Below are 18,754 nucleotides of genomic sequence, written 5' to 3'. Positions count from 1 at the left end.
CGCATGAAGTTATTGGCTAAAACCGGCTTTGATGAAGAAGCCTTTAAAAAGTACTTTAAAAATACCGGCCTGTTAATGTTTGGCCGTGTAGGTAGTTTAGCCATTAAAATGGTAGTAAGTATTTTTTTAGCTAACTATCTCCTTGCGGGTAAAAATGGTGACCTCAATGCTTCTATTTCTTATATTTTTCTTTTTGCTGCTTTTGCCGGCCTGGGTTTAGACAGTTTCATTGTTAAAGAACTACACCAGTTTCCTCAAAACAAAAACAAAATCCTGGGAACCGCTTTTATATTGAAAGTAATAGCAGGAGCAGTTTGTATTCCACTTATTTTTGGAGCTTGGCAGTTTTTTCCTTTAAATGGAATTTCTTATCAGATTATATTTATTCTTTCTTTTACCGGTTTATTACAGTCTTTAACTGTGATCGATGCTTTTTTTCAGTCGCAGGTACAATCTAAGTACATTATGCAGGTGCAGGTAATCGGAAACCTTATCTCTGCAGCGATTAAAATTATCTTGATAAGAAATAATGCAGATTTTATTGATTTTGTTTATGCTGCCTTATTTGATGTTTTTGTACTTTCTTTTGGGTATTTCTTAACTTATAATCGGGGTGATAGAAAAATATTTGACTGGCGTTTTGATCAAAAACTGGCCAAAAAACTGCTCAGCTTTTCATGGCCTTTAATCATATCTGGCATTATGGTTTCTGTTTATATGCGTATAGATACCATTATGTTAAAGAATTTATTGGGGGATGAAGGTGCTGCCGCAGGTGCATACGCTACGGTTGTAATGTTTAGCGAAGCGCTGAATTTTGTTCCGGGAGCCATTGTTGCTTCTTTATTCCCGGCTATCTTAAATGCAAAGAGAGATGATAAGCAACGGTATATGAAACGAGTTCAAAACCTTTATGATCTTATGATCTGGCTAAGTCTATCGTTCGCTATTTTTATCAGTTTTGCCTCTCCTTTGATATACAAGCTCTTTAAAGCACAGTATGCGGCCGCAGCTCCGGTTTTAACTGTACATGTATGGGGCTCTCTTTTTGTCTTTTTAGGCGTAGCCAGTACACAAGTATTAATTGCAGAAGGTTATCATAAATTAACTTTTATCCGTACAGGTTTCGGGGCCATTGTAAACGTGGTGCTCAATATTATTTTAATTCCAAAAATGGGCATGATGGGAACAGCAATAGCCACTGTATTGGCTTATGCTTCTTCTACCTTTCTTATTCTTTTTATTCCTAAAACCCGCAGACAAGGCATAATGATGTTAAAATCTGTATTTTTGGTGAGTATATTTCAAAAAATATTTAAACGTTGAATAAATTTACAGCACTTGCAAAACTAATTGCAAAGCCTAAAAGATTAACTGCATTGCTTTCTTATAATGGCAAAGGCTATTTAAAGGAAATTGGGTGGTTCAATGCCTTTGATAAAAAACAGGCTATTGATGCCGAAGGCCAGCCTATTCCATGGGTAACTTATTCATTTATAGATTTTATAAAGAGCAGGTTAAATAAATCCTTAAGTGTTTTTGAATACGGCTCTGGTAACTCTACTTTGTTTTATGCAAAAAGAGTAGGTTCGGTTGTTTCTGTTGAACATGATGAGGCTTGGTATAAAAAAATTGTAAACGAAAAAGCTGAAAATGCCGAAATGATATTTACACGGTTAGAAACAAATGGCGAATATGCGCAAAAAGCCATGCTGACCGGAAAAAAATTCGATGTAATTATTGTGGATGGCAGAGACCGGATAAACTGTTGTAAACATGCGGTTAATGCTTTATCTGCCAACGGAGTAGTTGTTCTTGACGACTCGGAAAGAGAAACTTATCAAGAAGCCAGATCTTTCTTATCTGCACAGGGATTTAAAGAGCTGTATTTTTCGGGTATCTCTCCAGGCCTTTTTTATTACAAGGCCACATCTGTATTTTATAAAGAACAAAACTGTTTAGCCATTTAATTTCAATGCAAAATCTTGCTCCTATAGCGTTATTTGTTTACAATCGTCCGCAGCATACGGAACGTACGATCAAGTTCCTGCAACAGAATACGCTTGCATCAGATAGTCGTTTATTTATTTTTTCAGATGGGGCAAAAAGCAATGATGATCAGGAAAAAGTTAACGAGGTAAGATCTATTATCAACAATACAGAAGGCTTCAAATCTGTTAAAGTTATTGAACGCAAGACTAACACAGGTTTAGCCAATTCCATTATTGAAGGTGTTTCTCAGCTTATAAAAGATTATGGGAAAGTAATTGTATTTGAAGATGATCTGATCTCTTCTCCTCATACTTTAGCGTATTTCAACAATGCCTTAGACAGGTATCAGGATGAAGAAAGGGTTATGCATATTGGGGCATACATGTATAATCTTAAAGAAAATAATCTCCCTGAAACTTTTTTTTACCGGGCTGCAAGTAGCTGGGGCTGGGCTACCTGGGAAAGAGCCTGGAAACACTTTGAGCCTAATATAGATATTCTGATTAAACAGTTTGATAAAGAAAAAATAAAGGCTTTTTCCATAGATCATTCCATGAATTTCTGGAAGCAGGTTAAGGAATTTAAACGGGGTAAAAATAATTCTTGGGCTATACGTTGGTATGCTTCTATTTTTTTAAAAGGCGGTCTAACCTTAAACCCTGCGCATTCATTGATCAATAATATTGGCCACGATGGATCAGGAGTCCATTCGGGTCTAAATGATATTTACAATGTCATTATTAATCCAAAACCAATTAGTAACTTCCCTGAGCTTATTGAAGAAAATAAAGAGGCTTATACTGCTATTAAGCACTTTTTAACACACAGAAAAGGTAGTTTGGTACAAAGGGTTATAAGATTTATTAAAGAAAAGTTTGCATCCCCCTCTTTTTAATTGTCTATTTATTTCTGATTCAAAAAATTATCAACTTCGGTAAAATAATCTTCGTCATAGCATTTAATAAATCTCCCATCAGGTTTTAAGATTAAAAATGCCGCACAATTTTCCTGTATAGTAAAGATATTACTTTGAAAAAAGCCCGAATCCAATATAAAATCATTCCTTTTCTTTAATACATTTAAATGAAACGCGTCTTTAGCATAAACAAAGAAATCCACAGCGTTTTTCCCAGATGTCATTCGATTTGAGATATTAACTGTGTTGTTCAACACAGAAGAATAGGCTTCATTATTATATTCATATGTGATGCAATTTGGCCCTCGCTGAAAATAATTAATCAATATGGTTTTATCATCAGCAATACTCCTGTTTAGTTCTTTTGCTATTTTTTCCCTGATATCTTTATTTTCTATATCGTTCAGTTTTCCTGTAAAAACCTTTCTGCTAGCAATGTATTTTGAGTTTACAACTTTATTTATTTCACTTGCTTCTGTATCTTGCGCACTTGTTTTAGTTGCACAAAAGACTAAAAGAATCAATATCGTTAAGAGATAAGTTTGTTTCATAGTATTACTATTGTTCTGCCTTATATAGACTATCCGCAAATTTAACTTGCATTTCCTGCAAAGCATATACTCTGTTACCAATCTCTGTCTTGTATTTATGGTCTGATTTAATATCTTTTTCAATAAGCAATACCAGATCATAGGTTTCTTTAGCCAGCTTGGTTTTGAGTTCTTTATCTAAAGTATATCTTTTGTTTAAAACCAATTTATTCATTTTTTGAACAATTTTAAGGTTGTTTTTGGCCGGATAAATTCCCCTCTCATACAACAAATCCAATTTTTCTTCTTGAGAGGAATTATTTTTCATCCATAATACATCTGATAGAGCCAGCGTATTCTCGTCAAAATCTCTTTTTAATTTTAAAAACTCGTCATGTTGGTAATTAGGTGTAAAAGCTACAGTTAGGTAGCCATATCCTATAAGTAAAACAAAAACAGCTGAATACCTGAGCACAGGCTTTATATTTTGTTTAAAAGTTAGCAAATAAGTAAAAATAAAGCCCGAAATAAAGCCTCCTATATGAACAATATTATTAACTCCTTGCGATATACTGCCATTTATCAACATCAATATAACAACCAGAACGGTGCTGATCAGTAATGCTTTGGATGCATTCTTTTCAAAATACTGGTTTAAAATTAGCGCAATGAGTGCTCCAAACAATCCCAAGATAGCACCCGACGCCCCTACTGTAGATAATTGTTCATGGTATGAAACACTTAATAATCCTCCACATATTCCGCTTAAAAGATAGATTAATAAAAAGTTTTTCCATCCCAATTTATTTTCAACCAGCAATCCCAGATAAACCAGTGCATACATGTTAAAGAACAGATGCCCTAATCCTGCATGATAAAACTGGTAAGTAATTAACCTCCAGTATTCTCCTGATAAAACCTCATTCCTGCGAAGCACGCCAACCTTAATGGGAATTTCTCTTAACTTGGAAATAAGCTCAATTTGATCATTTGTGCTTCTGAGTAGAAGCGCACTATATACAAAAATGAAAACGGCAAAGAATACAAGCGCCAGAATACAGGCATAAATTAAAAGTGGCGTAACGGTATAACCTTTTTGCGGATACAAGATATAAAGCACATTCTTTATTTTATTCTTTACCGCTAAAGGCGCTTTTTCAAAGTAATTTTCATCCTGTTCAGCTATTTCCTGCTCAAAAGCAGCCAGTTCATTTTCCCAGTTTTCCCGCAAATGAAACTGAACATACTCAAACTCATGAAACAGCTTTTCTAAATTGGCTTCATTTTTACCATAATCATTAAATAAAAGCTGAATGCCTACACATTCGCTCTTTACAACCGCGAAATTGTTTTGAATTCTTACAGAAACTTCTTCACTATAAGACTGGAATGAAAGCGGTGTATAAGCAATAATTCCTGATTTAGAAATGTGACTGAGCTTCCATCCTAAGTTTTCTATCGCTTTTTTAACAACAATTAAGTATCTGTCTGATGAGAATTCTCCGAGGGGGACAAATTTTTCTGTTTTAGGGGAATACCCCCAGCTTATCTTCATATTAATTTAGACCTTTTTTGCATAAACCATAATATATGGCGAGAGTTGTTTGGTTTCAAAAGAAAATATCCGGGTAAATACTTTTCCTAAAAACCATACAGCTTTTTTAAAGGTTTTTACCCAAGTTGGTTTCTCTTTCTCATTTTCTAACCATACACTAAATTTACCAAAATATTCCGATTGCAAAACCTCTAACCCCAAATCTTTACAAATTCTCTCCAATAATTTTGGATCCATGCAATCGATGTTATGCTTATCGTAATTCTCTTTATCAAATTTTAACTGAAACCATCCGTTTATGCCTCGAAAATTAGGAAGGGTAATAAACAGGCTTCCTCCGGGTTTTAGAAAAGCTACATGGCGCTCTATAATGTCTTTGGTATCTTTAAAATGCTCAATCAGCCCACAGCTTAATACCAGATCATATTGTTTTTGTGGAGTGTAAGCAAACAAATCTGCTTCTATGATTTTTACATCATCCGACTGCAGTCTGTTTGCGGCCAAGAGCGCAGAAGTAATGGGTGGGTGTATAAAGTAATCGAGCAGGGTTACATCCAGATTATGATATTTTTTGAGATAAACGGCATAATATCCAGGAAAACCACCCAATTCAATGGCAGTTTTTATATGATCTTGTTTAACAATGCTTGTTAATTGCTTATGGAATAAATAGTTCTCTGGAATTTCTACTGCCAGCCCTGTTTTTCGCTGCCAGTAGTTTAACCAAAAATCTCTGTTGGTGAGTACATTGCTCATAAATTTAATTAACCAAATTTTTTTGCATATGTTTTGAGTAATTTTTTGCGTTAAGGTTTAGTAAGCCTTCTCAATAAATATTATTTTTGATTGATTTGAAAATTGTTCACTTAAATACTTATGATGGAAACGGTGGAGCAGGCAGGGCCTGTCTTCGTTTAAGTGATTCATTAAATGCTGCCAATTGTACATCAGATGTATTGGTTTTCTATAAATTTGGGCACAACCCCAGGATTTTCAATTTAAGCCAACACTTCTTTTCTAAAATAAGAGCTGTTTTTAACATCCTTGGTGAACGCTATCTATCCCGGGTATTTACCAAAAAATCAACCCGAACCCCTTTTTCTCTACAATGGTTTGGCAGATCTGTATTAAAAAACTCTTTAGTAAAAGAGGCCGATATTATTCATATCCATTGGATCAATCATGGTTTTCTATCTCCAAGGTTTTTGGCTCAGCTTGATGAGCTGGATAAACCTATTGTATGGACTTTCCATGATAGCAATGCCTTTACCGGCGGATGCCATGTACGTTACAGCTGTGAAAACTACCATAAACAATGTGGACATTGTCCTTTATTAAGATTTGCAGGAGAAAAAGACCTCTCTCATCGTAACTGGTTAAAAAAGCAAAAAGCTTATTCAAATCTTAATTTTCACATCATTGCGCCCAGTAACTGGATGGCCTCATCAGTTAAACACAGTAGCTTATTAGGCTTAAGAAACATCTCTGTTATACCCAATACCATTGAGATCTCTGTTTTTAAACCTTATGTTAAAGCAGAAGCTAAGAAAATCTTAAAGATAAGTCCAGAAAAGTTTGTTATTTTAAGTGGTTTCATGCCCTCTAAAAATGATAAACATAAAGGAACCCCTTATCTTCTTGAAGCTTTAAAAGAGCTTGCAGCAAGGCCTGAAATTGATAACAACCAGATAGAGCTAGTTATTTTTGGAAATAAAGACCTGGAAGAGGTCCCTCAATTTCCTTTTAAAACCACGTTTTTAGGCACTATTAATAAAGATGAACATCTGGCAAAATGTTATGCCGCTGCCGATGTATTTGTAACGCCTTCTCTTGAAGACAACCTTCCTAATACTGTGATGGAGAGTCTGGCTTGCGCAACTCCTGTAGTTGCTTTTGAAACGGGCGGTATTCCTGATATGGTAAAACATTTGCAGAACGGTTATCTGGCAAAATACCAGTCTGTTGCTGATCTGGCAGATGGTATTGAATGGTTGTATCTAACAGAGGATAAAGAAGAAATACAAAAAGAAGCCCGTAGGACCATTTTAAATGAGTTTGCCCCTGAAGTTATTGCTTACCAACATTTAATACTATACCAACACTTAATTGCCGAACAACCTAAATAATATGAAACCGAAACTTAGTGTAATTACCATCGTTTATAATAATGTTAAAGACATTGAACGCACCATGTTATCGGTATTGAATCAAACTTATCCTAATATTGAATATATTATTGTAGATGGCGCATCTAATGATGGTACATATGAGAAGATAGCGCAATACAAGGATAAATTGGCTTGTTTTATTTCAGAACCAGATAAAGGAATTTATGATGCCATGAATAAGGGGCTGGCTTTAGCCAAAGGCGACTATGTATTATTTATGAATTCCGGAGATGAAATATATGATAATCATACTGTTGAGAATGTTTTTAATACTGCACCTTCAGGAGATATTTATTATGGGGAAACAGAAATGTATGATGAGGACTGGCACAGTTTAGGGCAACGCAGACATGAAGCACCTGAACAATTTAACTGGCAGAGTTTTAAATACGGAATGAACATAAGCCACCAGGCCATTTATGTAAAACGAAGTCTTACAGAGCCATATGATTTGAAATATAAATACAGTTCGGATATAGACTGGATTATAAAGGCTGCAAAAAAATCATCTAATATTGTAAATACTCATCAGTATGTAGCAAAATACCTTGTAGGTGGCATGAGCAAGAAAAAACATTGGGAAAGCTTAAAAGAGCGTTTTAAGATTTTTACTCATTATTATGGCTTTTTCCCGAATGTTTTTAATCATTTCGTAATCGCAGTAAGTTTAGCCGGCTATTATTTAAGGCATGGCAGAACAAACGATTAATCTTCCTGTACAATTTCTGCCACACGCCCAATTTGCCCATCTTCCAGCCTAACTTTTATTCCTCTTGAATGAAAAGAAGCCGAGGTTAGAATGTTCTTTACCACACCATAAGTAATATTTCCGTTCCGCTGATCTTTTTTTAAGATAATGCCTACTTCAAGTCCCGGATAAATATCTTTTCTGTTTTGTCCATCCATATATTTCTATTTCTCTGATTTTCCAAAGCGTTCTTCAAATACTTTTTCTAAAGCGAACATCTCATCACGTAAACGTGCTGCAAGTAAAAAATCGGTGTCTTTAGCCGCTTTTTGCATATCTTTTCTCGATTGGTCAATCGCTTTTTTAAGTTCTGCTTTACTCATGTACTGTACAATAGGATCTGCAGCAATGCTTACTTCGTCTATTTCAACATAGGCTCTTGCCTTAGCTTTTTTACTTTCAGATATTTCCAGTACAGAGGTTTGCTCCAAAATTTCCTCTTTAGATTTACCTACTGTTTTTGGAGTAATGCCATGTTCAGTATTATAGGCAATTTGCTTTTCTCTTCTGCGATTGGTTTCTGTAATTGTGCGTTCCATTGAATCGGTTATGTCATCTGCATACATAATCACCCTCCCCCTGTCATTACGGGCAGCTCTTCCAATAGTTTGTATCAAAGCCCTATCTGAGCGCAGGAAACCTTCTTTATCTGCATCTAATATGGCCACTAAACTTACTTCAGGTAAATCTAATCCTTCTCTTAATAAGTTAATTCCTACCAAAACGTCAAATTCGCCTAATCTCAATCCTCTTAAAATTTCTACCCTTTCTAGGGTCTTGATTTCAGAATGTATATATCTACATCTGATATTTAAACGATCCATGTATTTGGTTAGTTCTTCTGCCATCCGCTTGGTAAGCGTAGTAACCAAAACCCTGTCTCCAGCTTTAACGGTTTTATCTATTTCGTCTAGCAAATCATCAACCTGATTAACTGCAGGCCTTACCTCTATTAAAGGGTCTAATAATCCAGTTGGTCTGATTACTTGCTCTACCACTACACCATCCGATTTCTGTAATTCATAATCGGCAGGTGTTGCACTCACATAAATTGTTTGTGGTGCCATCCGTTCAAATTCCTCAAAATTTAAAGGCCGGTTATCTAATGCCGAAGGTAAACGGAAGCCGTATTCCACAAGAGCAAGTTTTCTCGATCTGTCTCCGCCATACATAGCCCTTATTTGCGGAACGGTAACATGGCTCTCATCAATTACCATTAAATAATCATCTGGAAAATAATCTAATAAACAGAAGGGACGCATTCCCGGAGGCCTACCATCAAAAAATCTGGAATAATTTTCTATTCCTGAGCAATAGCCCAGTTCTTTCATCATTTCTATATCAAAGTTAACCCGCTCTTCCAATCTCTTGGCTTCAAGCAAAAGCCCATCCTTGGTGAGCTGGTTCTTTCTTACCTCAAGTTCTTCCTGTATGGCCCATATAGATTGGTTAAATCTGTCTTTTGGCGTAACAAACAGGTTTGCCGGATAAATTGCCATATCCTGCATTTTTTCTAATGTTTTTCCCGTAACAGGGTCTATTACCGTAAGCTCTTCTATTTCGTCTCCAAAGAAAGATATACGATACGCGTTATCCAGATATGCAGGAAAAATATCTACCGTATCTCCTTTTACCCTGAAAGTTCCCCGTTTAAAATCATTAATGGTTCTTGCATATAAAATCTCTACCAGATGATGTAAAAAAGAATTTCTCGTGATTTTGGTTCCTACACCAAACCTAAATACAGAGCGCGAAAAATCTTCAGGGTTTCCCATTCCGTAAATACACGAAATGGATGAAACAACAATTACATCTCTCCTGCCAGACATTAATGCCGAAGTTGTACGTAACCGCAGTTTTTCTATTTCTTCATTTATGCTCAGATCTTTTTCTATATAAGTATTAGTGGTTGGCATGTAAGCCTCTGGCTGATAGTAATCGTAATAAGACACAAAATAGTTAACTGCATTTTCTGGGAAAAACTGTTTAAACTCGCCATATAGTTGTGCCGCAAGTGTTTTGTTATGACTTAATATCAGAGTTGGTTTTTGGGTTTGCTCAATAACATTAGCTATAGTAAATGTTTTTCCGGATCCAGTTACACCCAATAAGGTTTGATAATGTTCTTCTGACCGTACGCCTTCTACCAGTTGTGTTATGGCCTGAGGCTGATCTCCGGTTGGTTTATAATCTGATATGAGTTTGAATTTCATGCAATGTAAAAATAAAGCCTTGTTTATTTAATCACAAAAATTACCCGTTTTGTTTTAACAGGTTAAAATTAAGATGACCTACAGATGAGTTATTTCAACAAAAGTTCTTTAAATTATATCTCCTTTTTCTGAAGTCTTATTGGTATTTTTATGTAATTTGAACCGTTTGTTCTGTTTTAATATGTTTCTACTCATCTTTTGCAAACAGCTTACTCCGCGGGTAAAATATATCTTTAACTTCATATTTAAAGATATTCTGTTGTATGAAGAAGACCTTTCTTTTACTTCAAATGAAATTGAGTTTTTACAATATGACGGACCAAAGTTTAGCTATGCAGAACAGCCTCTTAAACAGGAATTGCATTTTGGATCTTGTAAACTTTTATTTGAAACCAAAATTCAGCCGCAGCATATTGATCAGATCATTTTTGGAGATACTCAGGTTCCTTTTCCCGTGAAGAACGGATTTTTGCCTTTCGATGTTTTTGCTGCTTCTTTTTACTTTGTTTCACGTTATGAAGAATACCTGCCTTTTGAACCCGACAAACACTTGCGTTTTAAGGCAGAAAACAGTTTACTATTTCAGCTTGATTTACTGTATATTCCGGTAATTGATGTCTGGGCGCTCATGCTTAAGAATATACTTCTTAAATACTTCCCTCTTTTAAAATTCGGCTCAAGGGCTTTTAAGTTTGTTCCTACTTTTGATATTGACAGAGCTTATCATTTTCGAAACAGTGGCATTTTAAAGAATACAGCCCGTATAATTAAGGCTTTGTTAGAAAAAGATAAAGAACGCTTAAAGAATGTGCTCTTAACTGGCCTGAAAAAAAGAAAAGACCCTTTTGATACGTATGAAATGCTCAGAAAAATTCATAATAAGCATAATCTAAACCCAATCTTTTTCTTTCTTTATGCCCATAAACGTGATAAAAGATACGATGTCAACATCAAACCTGGTAAAGAAAACTTTAACGCTCTAATCAAAGAAACGGCTCAATATGCTGATATAGGCATACATCCTTCATATGCTTCAAACCAACATAAACATCTGTTAACAGAAGAAATAAAAAACCTTTCTATGTTAATAGAAAAACCTATTCATAAATCGAGACAGCATTTTTTAAGATTACATTTACCAAAAACTTATCTTCAACTAAAAGAAGTGGATATTTTACATGATTATAGCATGGGATATGCTTCACAACCAGGATTCAGAGCGGGTACCTGTACCTCATTTTACTGGTATGATCTTCAGCTTGAAAAGCAATCTGTATTAAAGGTTTATCCTTTTGCTGTGATGGATTCTACCTTAAAAGTTTATTTAAAACTAAATCCCGAAAAGGCAAAAGAGACTATCTCTAAAATAATGGGAAATGTTAAACTGGTAAATGGCACTTTTTGTTGTTTATGGCATAACGAATCGCTCTCAGAAACGGAGACCTGGAAAGGCTGGTCTGAGGTTTACAGATTTATGGTAGAAATGGCCGTTAAATAATTATATTTATACAATTTTAGCATGATGATAGTTGATATTAGTAAAACTTCCTGTATTGCCAATACTTATATTGCTGAGTTAAGAGACGAGATTATTCAAAAAGACTCTATGCGTTTCAGAAAAAATCTTGAACGTATAGGCGCTTATTTTGGACATGAGATTAGCAAGCATCTGACTTATAAAAATATTGAAACTACCACTCCTTTAGGTATTGCTAATAGTAGCGTTTTAGTACAACAACCCGTTATTGCCACCATATTAAGGGCCGGCTTACCCATGCACCAAGGTTTACTGAGTGTTTTTGACAAAGCTGAATCAGCTTTTATTACTGCTTACAGAAAGGTGGTAAAGGGGGGAGATTTCATTATACAGATGGAACATATCTCAGCTCCTGAGCTGGAAGGAAAAACCGTTATACTGGCTGATCCTATGTTGGCAACAGGTTTAAGCATGGTACTTTGCGCCAAAGAACTCATCAATGAATATAAAATAGAAAAGTTACACATTGTTTCTGCTATTGCAAGCACAGAGGGCGTTAAACATGTAAGGGCAAATTTGCCTAAAGCACATCTTTGGTTAGGTGCAATTGATGATGAAATGACTACCAAAGCCTATATTGTACCAGGCTTAGGTGATGCCGGAGATTTGGCCTTTGGAGCAAAGAAATAAGATACTAATTGAGCTTATAAGGAACGATTAGCTCAAACTCAGGAATATCAACAATAAAATTCTTCTCATCAGAAACACGTTGCATAATATAATAACCACGCATACTTCCTATTTCGGTTTTTAAGTTACATCCCGAAACATATACATAACTTTCTCCGGGTTCTATTACAGGTTGCTCTCCTACCACTCCTTGTCCCTCTACTTCTCTTAAGGTTCCATTAGAATCAAAAATAAGCCATTTTCTGCTTAAAAGCTGTACGGCATAATCTGTAAGGTTTTCTATAGAAATACGGTAAGCAAACATAAAATGTGCATTTGCCCAATCAGATTGATGATCCTGGTAAATCGTTTCTATAGAGATTTTTACGCCTTGTGTTGTTGCCGTAACCATAGCTTATTTTTAATCTTTTGTACTCAATAATCAGGCCATTTAACTTAAAGTTCTGCAAACAGGTATTTTTCTGAAATTTCGTCAAGTAGGCTGTATATTACTTCAATATTTTCTTCTTTAACCAATTGCATACGGTACGGTTTAAAATCAGGTAAGCCTTTAAAGTAATTGGCATAATGCCTGCGCATTTCAAACACCCCTGTTTTAGGACCTTTCCATTCGATTGATTTAGTTAAATGTGTTCTACAAGCCAACACACGTTCTTCCAATGTTGGTCCGTCCATTAGTTCTCCTGTTTCAAAAAAATGTTTGATTTCTCTGAAAATCCATGGATAACCTATGGCCGCACGTCCTATCATAATCCCATCTACTTCATATTCCAAGCGCCAGTTAGCCGCCTTAACCGGACTGTCCACATCTCCATTTCCGAATATGGGTATTTTGATTCTTGGATTTCTTTTAATTTCTCTGATCAATGTCCAGTCTGCTTCTCCTTTATAAAGTTGCGCTCTTGTACGTCCATGTATGGTTAAAGCCTGTATGCCTACGTCTTGCAGCCGCTCTGCTACTTCATAAACATTCTTTGTATTATCATCCCAGCCTAAGCGGGTTTTTACGGTAACCGGTAAATGTGTTGCTTTAACAACGGCTTCCGTCATTTTAACCATTTTGTCAATGTCCTGTAGCAAGCTAGCGCCTGCACCCCTACACGCTACATTTTTAACTGGACATCCGTAATTAATATCTATCAGATCAGGCTGGGCAAGGGTGGCAATTTCAGTTGCTTCACGCATACTTTCTATATCGCTGCCAAATATTTGAATACCTATTGGTCTTTCATATTCGAAAACATCCAACTTTTGACGGCTTTTAGCTGCAGACCTTATCAAACCTTCCGATGAAATAAATTCTGTATACATCATATCTGCCCCTCCTTGTTTACATACATAACGAAAGGGAGGATCACTTACATCTTCCATTGGAGCTAACAATAAAGGAAAGTCTCCTAAATCAATATTTCCTATCTTTACTGACATTTTATATCTTCAACCCTGTTTTATTAACTGCAAAGTTACATATAATTAAAATAATGTATCCAAACGCACCCGGTAAGCAAGAGAATAATCCTATTATACAACTTATGTTTTTAGGCTTATTTGCCATTCTAGGATTAATTGTTTTTGCCATAGCAGCCTGTATAATTGTTTATCTTTTATATGGCTTAGACACATTAATGGCTGTTTTGTCTAATCAGCTTAATGAAAAAAATGTAGGGGCTTTTAAAATTATATTAACGTCACAACAATTGGGTTTATTCTTAACTCCGGCTATTTTACTTGCCGTAGTTGAAAGAAAACCTCTAAATAAGTTTTATGGTTTTAAAACACCTAAGCCTAACTTATTATTTATGGCGGCCTTTATAGGTTTATGCAGCCTGCCTTTTTTGTCATGGGTAAATGAACTTAACCAAAAAATGTCTCTTCCTTCTTTCTTAAAAAATGTAGAAAACTGGATGCGGGCAATGGAAACAGATCTGGCCAAAACAACCGAAATTATTTTAAAAACATCTTCGGGATGGGGTCTTATTATAAATTTATTGGTAATTGCCGTAACTCCAGCAATTTGTGAAGAATTTATTTTCAGAGGTGGATTGCAGCGCAGCATTTTCAGGTTAGTGGTTAATCCCCATGTAGCCATTTGGCTATCGGCAATTATTTTCAGCTGTATTCACTTTCAGTTTTTTGGTTTTTTTACCCGCATGTTCTTAGGCGCAACCTTTGGGTATTTATATTTCTGGACAGGAAGTATTTGGTACGCCGTTTTTGCACATTTTTTAAACAATGCTTACGCCGTTATTGTGGCTTATTATTATCAAAGTAAGAACCTTCCGCTTAATGAATCCGACATGCAAAGCGTTCCTCTATATATGAGCATACTTAGTGCTATTTTAACCGTTTCACTTTTATTGTTTATCAAAAAGAAAGCCAGTCAAAGCAACATACCGCAACCTTATGAAAACTAGAGCCATTACCGCATTTTTCTTTACCATTATTATGTTAGGTTCTATTTTCTTAGGAGCCTATACTTTTACCGCATTTTATCTGTTATTAAGTGTGGTTTGTTTGCTGGAGTTTTACCGAATGATTAAAACAACAAAAGCACACCCTAACTTGTTTATTGGAGTTTCTTTAGCCATACTTTGTTTTGGCAGCATAGCAGCATCTCATTTTATCGATATCCCAGTTAAAAATCTTTTATTATATATTCCGTTGTTTTTTGCTGTATTTATTGCAGAACTTTACCGTAAAAGCGAACATCCTTTTTCCAATATCGCTTTTACTTTTTTAGGGCTGATTTTTGTAATCCTTCCCTTTTCTTTTTTCTTTAGTCTAGGTTTCATAACCGATAATTCTTATAGCTTTCATTTTCCGTTAGCATTTTTACTCATGCTTTGGGCAAATGATACGGGGGCTTATTTATTTGGAATGAAGTTTGGCAAACATCGTCTGTTTGAGCGTCATTCACCAAAAAAATCATGGGAAGGTTTTTTTGGAGGAATATTTACAGGATTAATTGTAGCTTTTATAGTTAGTATATGGTTTCATGAAATATCTCTTTTGGAGTGGACAGGAATGGCATTGATTATCTCTTGTTTTGGCACACTGGGAGATCTGGTAGAATCAATGTTAAAACGCAGTTTGAGTGTAAAAGATTCTGGCAATTTTTTACCAGGACATGGTGGTTTTTTAGACCGTTTTGATGGTTTGTTGATTGCAGCCCCTTTGGTATATACCTATTTGTTCTGGCTGTTAAACTAAGCTTTTCTTGGCTTGTATTTTTAAATCAAGAAACCAGTTTTTATTTAATTACCCTCGTTGGTTTTTTGTTTTCATCTAAAGCAACAAAAGTAAATTCGCCATGTATAGCTAATTCTCTGCCTTCAGCATACATCTGCTCTATGTATATTTCTACACTTACTTTTAAACTGGTATTACCCACATGAATTACATGCCCAACCAGTTCAACAATAGTTCCGGCAGGAATAGGTTGTTTAAAATCAATTCTGTCGCTGCTTACAGTAACCATTTTCTGCCTGCTAAAACGCGTAGCCGTAATAAAAGCTACTTCATCCATCATATGCATAGCCGTACCACCAAAAAGCGTATCGTAGTGGTTTGTTGTACTTGGAAAAACAGCTTTAAAAATACTAGTTTTTGAACCGGCGATTCTTTCTTCTAAAGTCATATCTAAAAATTATACCGAACTTATCGTCTTATTGAAAAAATGTAACAAATATAAGAGTTATATTTTTCAATGTCTTTCACTTCTATATTTGATATGAAATTGTAAACTAAACTTTAAATGATGTTAAAAAGCTACGTTAGGAAAATGTGTATAGCATTTCTGGTAGCAGGCGCATTAAATGTGCAGGCGCAGGAAATACCTACACCCAAGTCTTTTTTCGGGTTTAACATTGGTGATAATTATCAATTAGCCAATTTTACACAAACCGAAGCCTATCTCAAGAAACTTGCAGCAAGTTCTGATAGGATTAAATATACCACCATTGGTAAAACTGAAGAAGGTAGAGATCAGTTTATGCTGATTGTTACTTCTCCTGAAAATCACAAAAATTTAGCGAAATATAAAGAAATTTCGCAAAAACTAGCCAGAGCAGAAGGCTTAACTCCTGAGCAGGCCAAGGTCTTAGCTAAAAGTGGAAAAGCCATTGTTTGGATTGACGGTGGTTTACATGCCAATGAAACGGTGGGTATACATCAGTTAATACAAACTGCCTATACGTTTGCTAGCAGAAATGATGAAGAAACCAAAAATATTTTAGATAAGGTAATTATCTTAATGACGCATGCCAATCCTGACGGGCAAGAATTACAAAGTAACTGGTACATGCGTGAAACCACTCCTGAAAAAAGATCTTTAGCAGGTCTTCCCCGTTTATATGAAAAATATGCAGGACATGATAATAACCGTGATTTCTTTATGTTAAACCTAAAGGAAACACAAAATATAGGGAGGCAGTTATTTGTAGAGTGGATACCTCAAATCATGTATAACCACCATCAGGCTGGGCCTGCTGGAACTATTGTTGCAGGGGCGCCTTATCGTGATCCCTACAACTATGTTTTTGATCCTATTATCATGACCAGTCTTGATGCTGTAGGAGCAGCTATGCATAACCGCTTAAATATTGAAGGCAAACCAGGATACACACAAAGGGGCGGATCTGTTTTTTCTACGTGGTATAACGGTGGTTTACGTACAACTACCTACTTCCATAACATGATCGGTTTATTAACTGAAATTGTTGGTAGCCCAAATCCAATGAATATTCCTCTTGTGCCTGCTCGCTTGCTACCTAACGGAGATTCTCCAAATCCGGTACAACCTAAAGTATGGTATTATAAAGATGCGATTGATTATTCGGTTTCATTAAACTATGCCGTATTGAATTACGCGCAACGTTATAGCGATGAGTTGCTTTATAATATATACCAAATGGGAAAAAATTCTATTGACAGAGGTCTTACAGATACCTGGTCATTTTCTCCTAAAAAAATTGAAGCCATTAATGCCAATTATGCAAAAGAAACCAATACCGCGCCTGTTAGTGTAACTGAAAGAAAACAAATTCCTGAAAAATATCTTGATCAGGTAATGAAAGATCCGGCAAACAGAGATGCCCGAGGTTACATTATTCCTTCAGATCAACCGGATTTTACCACAGCTATCCGCTTCTTAAATGCATTGATCAGAACAGGTATTCAGGTACAGGAAGCAACCGCTGATTTTACGGTTAATGGAAAAAAATATCCTGCAGGATCGTATATTGTAAAAACAGACCAGGCCTTCAGACCACATATCTTAGATATGTTTGAGCCACAAGATCATCCTAATGATTTTAAATACGAGGGGGGGCCTCCAATTGCGCCTTATGATGCAGCAGGATGGACCTTAGCTTATTTAATGAATGTTAAATTTGATAGAATATTAGATGGCTTTAACGGCCCTTTTAATAAACTTCCTGTTGGCGAATTATTAATTGCAAAACCTAAACCTTTACCTGCTAATGCCCGCGGTTACGCTTTAAGCGCTCAAGCTAATGAAAGTTTTTTAGCTGTAAACGATCTTTTAAAAGCAGGAGTAGAAGTTTTACGTGATCCTTCTAATGGTGCTTTCTATGTTCCTGCCAGTGCAAAAGCAAAAGAAGCTCTTACCAAAGCTGAACGTAATTTTGGTATGAGAGTGATTGCTGCTGAAAAGCCTAAAAATGCAAAAGCAGTAAAACCTGCCCGTATTGCGCTTTGGGATGTTTACGGGGGTTCTATGCCGTCTGGATGGATCAGATACATCATGGAACAATACCATTACAATCCAACTGTAATTTACCCTCCGGATGTTGATGCAGGAAAACTTAAAGATAAATATGATGTAATCATTTTAGTAGGTGGTTCTATTCCTGCAAGAACAACAGGAGGAAGAGGCGGACAATTTAACCAAGATATTACTAATATCCCTGATGAATATAAATCAAGAGTAGGTCGTATGACCGTTGAAAAGTCAATTCCAGAATTAAAAAATTTCCTTGAAGCAGGTGGAAATATTGTGGCTATCGGTTCGGCAACCAACTTAGCCAATCACTTAAACCTGGGCGTAAAAGATGCTTTAACTGAAACTACAAATGGTAAAGAAATTAAACTTTCTGCAGAAAAGTTCTATGTTCCGGGTAGTGTATTAAGTGTTAAGCTAGATAAAAATTTAAATGCAAACTGGGGTTTGGATGAACTAACAGATGTTTATTTTGATAACAGCCCTGTTTTTAAAATTACTGATAATAACATTAAACCCTTAGCCTGGTTTGATACCGATAAGCCTTTACGCAGTGGCTGGGCCTGGGGACAAGGTTATCTGAAAAACGGAGTAGCTGCCTTTGAAGCTCCTGTAGGAAAAGGTAAGTTAATTGCTTTTGGTCCTGAAATTACTTTCAGATCTCAAACCCACGGAACTTTTAAATGGATGTTTAACCAATTATATAATTAATTACTAATAAGCTT

General features: G+C 35.7%; 18 protein-coding genes. 10 read left to right on the top strand and 8 right to left on the bottom strand.

Annotation, left to right across the window (positions count from 1 at the left end):
• Positions 1–3 precede the first annotated feature (3 nt).
• From ACLHG9_RS12445 to ACLHG9_RS12435, 3 genes are read left to right on the top strand one after another with little or no spacing between them, the layout of a single operon-like run.
• Positions 4–1,326 carry a flippase gene (locus ACLHG9_RS12445; protein ID WP_410221824.1) on the top strand — a complete coding sequence of 441 codons (1,323 nt, stop codon included), beginning with the start codon at positions 4–6 and terminating at the stop codon, positions 1,324–1,326.
• Positions 1,323–1,970, top strand: a complete 648-nt coding sequence (locus tag ACLHG9_RS12440; protein WP_410221823.1) for an FkbM family methyltransferase — start codon at positions 1,323–1,325, stop codon at positions 1,968–1,970. The genes ACLHG9_RS12445 and ACLHG9_RS12440 overlap by 4 nt, the downstream gene beginning before the upstream one ends.
• A gap of 5 nt (positions 1,971–1,975) precedes the next feature.
• On the top strand, positions 1,976–2,887 hold the full coding sequence (locus ACLHG9_RS12435; protein ID WP_410221822.1) for a glycosyltransferase: 912 nt from the start codon (positions 1,976–1,978) through the stop codon (positions 2,885–2,887).
• Between the two features lie 8 nt (positions 2,888–2,895).
• On the opposite strand, the gene ACLHG9_RS12430 is transcribed toward ACLHG9_RS12435, so the two are convergent.
• From ACLHG9_RS12430 to ACLHG9_RS12420, 3 genes are read right to left on the bottom strand one after another with little or no spacing between them, the layout of a single operon-like run.
• The gene (locus tag ACLHG9_RS12430) at positions 2,896–3,459 is read right to left on the bottom strand and encodes a hypothetical protein (protein WP_410221821.1); all 564 of its coding nucleotides are present in this window, start codon (positions 3,457–3,459) and stop codon (positions 2,896–2,898) included.
• Positions 3,460–3,466: 7 nt separating this feature from the next.
• Positions 3,467–4,993 carry a rhomboid family intramembrane serine protease gene (locus ACLHG9_RS12425; RefSeq protein WP_410221820.1) on the bottom strand — a complete coding sequence of 509 codons (1,527 nt, stop codon included), beginning with the start codon at positions 4,991–4,993 and terminating at the stop codon, positions 3,467–3,469.
• A 6-nt stretch (positions 4,994–4,999) separates the two neighbouring features.
• A complete protein-coding gene (locus tag ACLHG9_RS12420; RefSeq protein ID WP_410221819.1) occupies positions 5,000–5,749 on the bottom strand; it encodes a class I SAM-dependent methyltransferase in 750 nt (249 codons plus the stop codon).
• A gap of 95 nt (positions 5,750–5,844) precedes the next feature.
• Between ACLHG9_RS12420 and ACLHG9_RS12415 the strand changes: the two genes are divergently transcribed.
• Positions 5,845–7,119 (top strand): glycosyltransferase, encoded by a 1,275-nt coding sequence (locus ACLHG9_RS12415; RefSeq protein ID WP_410221818.1) that lies wholly within the window; start codon positions 5,845–5,847, stop codon positions 7,117–7,119.
• A gap of 1 nt (position 7,120) precedes the next feature.
• Positions 7,121–7,870: a glycosyltransferase family 2 protein gene (locus ACLHG9_RS12410; RefSeq protein ID WP_410221817.1), complete on the top strand. Its 750-nt coding sequence runs from the start codon at positions 7,121–7,123 to the stop codon at positions 7,868–7,870.
• Here the strand turns inward: ACLHG9_RS12410 and ACLHG9_RS12405 are convergent.
• Complete coding sequence (locus ACLHG9_RS12405; RefSeq protein WP_243359116.1) at positions 7,867–8,067, bottom strand: YwbE family protein; 201 nt, start codon at positions 8,065–8,067, stop codon at positions 7,867–7,869. The genes ACLHG9_RS12410 and ACLHG9_RS12405 overlap by 4 nt on opposite strands.
• A 6-nt stretch (positions 8,068–8,073) precedes the next feature.
• The gene (uvrB, locus tag ACLHG9_RS12400; RefSeq protein WP_410221816.1) at positions 8,074–10,122 is read right to left on the bottom strand and encodes an excinuclease ABC subunit UvrB; all 2,049 of its coding nucleotides are present in this window, start codon (positions 10,120–10,122) and stop codon (positions 8,074–8,076) included.
• 181 nt (positions 10,123–10,303) lie between these two features.
• Between uvrB and ACLHG9_RS12395 the strand changes: the two genes are divergently transcribed.
• Positions 10,304–11,620: a polysaccharide deacetylase family protein gene (locus tag ACLHG9_RS12395; protein WP_410221815.1), complete on the top strand. Its 1,317-nt coding sequence runs from the start codon at positions 10,304–10,306 to the stop codon at positions 11,618–11,620.
• Between the two features lie 24 nt (positions 11,621–11,644).
• The gene (upp, locus tag ACLHG9_RS12390) at positions 11,645–12,289 is read left to right on the top strand and encodes a uracil phosphoribosyltransferase (protein ID WP_410222290.1); all 645 of its coding nucleotides are present in this window, start codon (positions 11,645–11,647) and stop codon (positions 12,287–12,289) included.
• Positions 12,290–12,293: 4 nt separating this feature from the next.
• Here the strand turns inward: upp and apaG are convergent, their stop codons facing one another.
• Entirely contained in the window at positions 12,294–12,680 is a 387-nt protein-coding gene (gene apaG / locus ACLHG9_RS12385) for a Co2+/Mg2+ efflux protein ApaG (protein ID WP_410221814.1), read from the bottom strand.
• Between the two features lie 44 nt (positions 12,681–12,724).
• The gene (gene dusB, locus ACLHG9_RS12380; protein ID WP_410221813.1) at positions 12,725–13,717 is read right to left on the bottom strand and encodes a tRNA dihydrouridine synthase DusB; all 993 of its coding nucleotides are present in this window, start codon (positions 13,715–13,717) and stop codon (positions 12,725–12,727) included.
• A gap of 53 nt (positions 13,718–13,770) precedes the next feature.
• Between dusB and ACLHG9_RS12375 the strand changes: the two genes are divergently transcribed.
• Together ACLHG9_RS12375 and ACLHG9_RS12370 are read left to right on the top strand one after the other, a co-directional pair.
• The gene (locus tag ACLHG9_RS12375) at positions 13,771–14,703 is read left to right on the top strand and encodes a type II CAAX prenyl endopeptidase Rce1 family protein (RefSeq protein WP_410221812.1); all 933 of its coding nucleotides are present in this window, start codon (positions 13,771–13,773) and stop codon (positions 14,701–14,703) included.
• Positions 14,693–15,499: a phosphatidate cytidylyltransferase gene (locus tag ACLHG9_RS12370; protein ID WP_410221811.1), complete on the top strand. Its 807-nt coding sequence runs from the start codon at positions 14,693–14,695 to the stop codon at positions 15,497–15,499. The genes ACLHG9_RS12375 and ACLHG9_RS12370 overlap by 11 nt, the downstream gene beginning before the upstream one ends.
• 40 nt (positions 15,500–15,539) lie before the next feature.
• On the opposite strand, the gene ACLHG9_RS12365 is transcribed toward ACLHG9_RS12370, so the two are convergent.
• On the bottom strand, positions 15,540–15,926 hold the full coding sequence (locus ACLHG9_RS12365; protein ID WP_410221810.1) for an acyl-CoA thioesterase: 387 nt from the start codon (positions 15,924–15,926) through the stop codon (positions 15,540–15,542).
• A gap of 144 nt (positions 15,927–16,070) precedes the next feature.
• Here ACLHG9_RS12365 and ACLHG9_RS12360 point away from each other — a divergent pair, with 144 nt between their 5' ends.
• Positions 16,071–18,740, top strand: coding sequence for a M14 metallopeptidase family protein (locus ACLHG9_RS12360; RefSeq protein WP_410221809.1), 2,670 nt, complete (start codon positions 16,071–16,073; stop codon positions 18,738–18,740).
• The last annotated feature ends 14 nt before the right edge of the window (positions 18,741–18,754 follow it).

This window comes from Pedobacter sp. (assembly GCF_046462515.1).
GTDB lineage: Bacteria > Bacteroidota > Bacteroidia > Sphingobacteriales > Sphingobacteriaceae > Pedobacter.
This window is presented reverse-complemented; position numbering and strand designations above follow the sequence as displayed.

Excerpts from the sequence above, each read along its gene's own strand:
- ACLHG9_RS12445 (WP_410221824.1), top strand. The coding sequence starts at position 4 with ATGAAGTTATTGGCTAAAACCGGCTTTGATGAAGAAGCCTTTAAAAAG.
- ACLHG9_RS12435 (WP_410221822.1), top strand. The coding sequence starts at position 1,976 with ATGCAAAATCTTGCTCCTATAGCGTTATTTGTTTACAATCGTCCGCAG.
- ACLHG9_RS12430 (WP_410221821.1), bottom strand. The coding sequence starts at position 3,459 with ATGAAACAAACTTATCTCTTAACGATATTGATTCTTTTAGTCTTTTGT.
- ACLHG9_RS12425 (WP_410221820.1), bottom strand. The coding sequence starts at position 4,993 with ATGAAGATAAGCTGGGGGTATTCCCCTAAAACAGAAAAATTTGTCCCC.
- ACLHG9_RS12420 (WP_410221819.1), bottom strand. The coding sequence starts at position 5,749 with ATGAGCAATGTACTCACCAACAGAGATTTTTGGTTAAACTACTGGCAG.
- ACLHG9_RS12410 (WP_410221817.1), top strand. The coding sequence starts at position 7,121 with ATGAAACCGAAACTTAGTGTAATTACCATCGTTTATAATAATGTTAAA.
- ACLHG9_RS12405 (WP_243359116.1), bottom strand. The coding sequence starts at position 8,067 with ATGGATGGACAAAACAGAAAAGATATTTATCCGGGACTTGAAGTAGGC.
- uvrB (WP_410221816.1), bottom strand. The coding sequence starts at position 10,122 with ATGAAATTCAAACTCATATCAGATTATAAACCAACCGGAGATCAGCCT.
- ACLHG9_RS12395 (WP_410221815.1), top strand. The coding sequence starts at position 10,304 with ATGTTTCTACTCATCTTTTGCAAACAGCTTACTCCGCGGGTAAAATAT.
- upp (WP_410222290.1), top strand. The coding sequence starts at position 11,645 with ATGATAGTTGATATTAGTAAAACTTCCTGTATTGCCAATACTTATATT.
- apaG (WP_410221814.1), bottom strand. The coding sequence starts at position 12,680 with ATGGTTACGGCAACAACACAAGGCGTAAAAATCTCTATAGAAACGATT.
- dusB (WP_410221813.1), bottom strand. The coding sequence starts at position 13,717 with ATGTCAGTAAAGATAGGAAATATTGATTTAGGAGACTTTCCTTTATTG.
- ACLHG9_RS12375 (WP_410221812.1), top strand. The coding sequence starts at position 13,771 with ATGTATCCAAACGCACCCGGTAAGCAAGAGAATAATCCTATTATACAA.
- ACLHG9_RS12370 (WP_410221811.1), top strand. The coding sequence starts at position 14,693 with ATGAAAACTAGAGCCATTACCGCATTTTTCTTTACCATTATTATGTTA.
- ACLHG9_RS12365 (WP_410221810.1), bottom strand. The coding sequence starts at position 15,926 with ATGACTTTAGAAGAAAGAATCGCCGGTTCAAAAACTAGTATTTTTAAA.
- ACLHG9_RS12360 (WP_410221809.1), top strand. The coding sequence starts at position 16,071 with ATGTGTATAGCATTTCTGGTAGCAGGCGCATTAAATGTGCAGGCGCAG.